Genomic DNA, 3,315 nt, shown 5'->3' with positions numbered 1-3,315 from the left:
GGCGTATTGGGCTGGGGCGTGGGCGGCATCGAAGCGGAAGCGGCGATGCTCGGGCAGCCATCGTCCATGCTGATTCCGCAAGTAGTCGGCTTCAAGCTCAGCGGCAAGTTGCCCGAAGGTGTGACGGCTACCGACTTGGTGCTGACCGTTACACAGATGCTGCGCAAGCTCGGTGTGGTTGGCAAGTTCGTGGAATTCTTCGGCGACGGCTTGAAGCATTTGCCGCTGGCCGATCGCGCCACCATTGGCAACATGGCGCCGGAATACGGTGCGACCTGCGGCATCTTCCCGATCGATCAGGAAGCGCTCAACTATCTGCATCTGTCAGGCCGTAGCGACGATCAGATCGCGTTGGTCAAAGCCTACGCACAAGCGCAGGGCCTGTGGCATGACGAAAACACGCCGCACGCGCAGTTCTCGGCCACACTGGAACTCAACCTCGCCGACGTGAAACCCTCGCTGGCCGGTCCCAAGCGTCCGCAGGATCGCGTGCTGCTCGAAGACGTCAAGAAGAGCTATCACGACAGCCTCGCCGCACTGACTGTCAACCGCAAGAACGGCAGCGAAGCACGCGCCGAAGCGCGTCTTGCCGGCGAAGGTGGCGGTACGGCGGTAGGCCATGACGCCAGTGCGCTGGCGCAAGGCCCGCACGTTTCCATGAATGGCCAGAACTTTCAGTTGCATGATGGCGCGGTGGTGATCGCTGCGATCACCTCATGTACCAACACATCCAATCCAGCGGTGATGCTCGGCGCAGGTTTGCTTGCCAAGAAAGCGGCCGAGAAAGGATTGAAGGCCAAGCCATGGGTAAAGACATCGCTCGCTCCCGGCTCACTGGTGGTGACCGATTACCTGGAAAAAACCGGCCTGCTGAAAGAGCTGGAGAAAGTCGGCTTCTATCTGGTCGGCTACGGCTGCACCACTTGCATCGGCAACTCCGGTCCGCTGCCGCAGGAAATCAGCAAGGGTATTGGCGAAGGCGACCTTGCGGTAGCGTCCGTGCTATCGGGCAACCGCAACTTCGAAGGCCGCGTGCATCCGGAAGTGAAGATGAACTATCTGGCCTCGCCGCCGCTGGTCGTCGCCTACGCGCTTGCCGGTTCGCTGGACGTTAATCTCGCCACCGATCCGCTCGGCAACGGCAGCGATGGCAAGCCGGTGTACTTGAAGGACATCTGGCCGAGCAACAAGGAAATCTCCGATGTGATTGCGGGCGCGGTGAGCCCGGAGATGTTCAAGAAGAACTACGCCGACGTGTTCAAGGGCGACAGCCGCTGGAACAGCATTCCCTCGCCCGAAGGTGCCGTGTACAAGTGGGCCGACTCCACTTACATCAAGAACCCGCCCTACTTCGACGGCATGACGATGGAGACGGGCAAGCTCGAAGATATCCACGGTGCACGCGTACTCGGCCTGTTCGGCGATTCGATCACCACCGACCATATCTCGCCCGCCGGTTCGATCAAGAAAGATAGCCCCGCCGGACGCTTCCTGATTTCCAAAGGCGTGGAGCCGAAAGACTTCAACTCCTACGGCTCGCGTCGCGGCAATGACGACGTGATGGTGCGCGGCACCTTCGCCAATATCCGCATCAAGAACCTGATGCTGGATGGCGTGGAAGGTGGCTATACGTTGTATGTGCCCAGTGGCGAACAGTTGTCCATCTACGATGCGGCGATGAAGTACAAGGCCGACAAGACACCACTGATCGTGATCGCCGGCAAGGAATACGGCACCGGTTCCTCACGCGACTGGGCGGCCAAGGGCACACTGCTGCTCGGTGTGAAAGCGGTGATTGCGGAAAGCTTCGAGCGCATCCATCGCTCCAACCTGGTAGGCATGGGCGTGCTGCCGCTGCAGTTCAAGGATGGCGAGAACGCAAAGTCGCTCGGTTTGACCGGCAAGGAAACGTTCGAGATCACCGGGCTTACCGACGGTGAAGCGAAGGAAGCCAAGGTCGTGGCCAAGAGCGATAAGGGTGAAAAGACCTTCAAGGTGAAGGTGCTGCTGCTGACGCCGAAGGAACGCGAGTTCTTCCGGCATGGTGGCATTCTGCAATACGTGTTACGGCAGCTGGCGAGCAAGAAGGCAGCCTGACCGCACATCGTAGGTTGGGGTGAGCGAACGCGAACCCCAACATTGCAATGCCATCAGCATGGCGATGTTGGGGTTTACACCCCAACCTACAAAGGCTGCGCCCACGTCGCGCTATAGCACCGCCAATCATGCCCTTCCCTGCGCCATGCGGTTTCCACCTTGTAGACACCCAGTTGCGATGGAAACAATTTCCCGCCACTGGTCAAGGTCACGGTAAAGCTCGCCACGTATCGCTCGCCGCGCGGTTGCACATCCAGTGGTCCCAACACGGCGTGCAAGGTCTCGCCACGAAACTTCGCGGCACGCAGCAGGTTGCCGAGATCCTGCCGTGTCATCGTGCCGCTGTTACCATCGAAATCATCCGTCAGCGGTGCGATCACCGCCGATGCATCGACCTGCTCGGCGGCCTGAGCCGCCCTGTCGATGGCCTGCCGGATCAGCACTTCGTCCGGCGCGCGATGGCATCCGGCCATCGTCAGGATCAACAAGGCAACCAACGAACATCGGTACAGATATTTCATGCTCAGCATCCCGTGGCTTCCCCAAGCAGACCTCGTTGCGACGCGGCTTGCCGCTATACGCCAGCGTATGCTCCAATGCCTCGCCGTCATGATGCCTGATGCGCACCACCATCACTATTGGCATTAATTCAGGGAACTTGGGATCGAACATGAGCAATCAGCGTCCGTGGCTGAGTCACTATCCGGATGGCGTACCTGCAGAGATCGACATCAACAAGTACGCCTCGGTAGTTGCCGTACTGGAAGAGGCTTTTGGACGCTTCCGCGAACGCGATGCTTTCTCCAGCTTCGGCAAGCGCCTGAGCTACGGCACCATCGACACGTTGAGCCGGCAATTCGCTGCCTACCTCACGGGCGAGTTGAAACTCGCCAAGGGCGACCGCGTCGCCATCATGATGCCCAACAACCTGCAGTACCCGATCGCGCTGTTCGGCGCGCTGCGCGCCGGCATGGTGGTGGTCAACACCAATCCGATGTACACCGCGCGCGAACTCAAACATCAGCTGGAAGATTCGGGCGCTGTTGCCATCGTGGTGCTGGATAACTTCGCCGCGACCTTGCAGCAGATCGTTGCCGAAACCCAGGTCAAGCACATCGTGACTACCGGGCTGGGTGATTTGCTTGGCCTCAAGGGTTCGGTGATCAACTTCGTGCTGAAGCACGTCAAGAAGATGGTGCCGCCCTACTCCCTGCCGCA

3 protein-coding genes are annotated in these 3,315 nt (G+C 59.8%); 2 read left to right on the top strand and 1 reads right to left on the bottom strand.

Translation table 11 applies throughout. The annotated features are described in order from the left end of the window. The coding region (acnA, locus tag VJR68_RS00120) for an aconitate hydratase AcnA (RefSeq protein WP_324145514.1) at positions 1–2,097 on the top strand (2,097 nt) is incomplete at its 5' end. A gap of 86 nt (positions 2,098–2,183) precedes the next feature. Here acnA and VJR68_RS00115 read toward each other — a convergent pair. Then, entirely contained in the window at positions 2,184–2,618 is a 435-nt protein-coding gene (locus tag VJR68_RS00115; RefSeq protein ID WP_324145513.1) for a hypothetical protein, read from the bottom strand. Between the two features lie 149 nt (positions 2,619–2,767). Here VJR68_RS00115 and VJR68_RS00110 point away from each other — a divergent pair. After that, a partial coding sequence (locus VJR68_RS00110; protein WP_324145512.1) for an AMP-binding protein occupies positions 2,768–3,315 on the top strand: 548 nt, incomplete at its 3' end.

It is taken from the genome of Dyella sp. (assembly GCF_035277725.1).
In the GTDB taxonomy this organism is placed as follows: Bacteria; Pseudomonadota; Gammaproteobacteria; order Xanthomonadales; family Rhodanobacteraceae; genus Dyella_B.
Note: the sequence above shows the minus strand (reverse complement) of the source record. Positions and strands in the feature narration are given on the sequence as shown.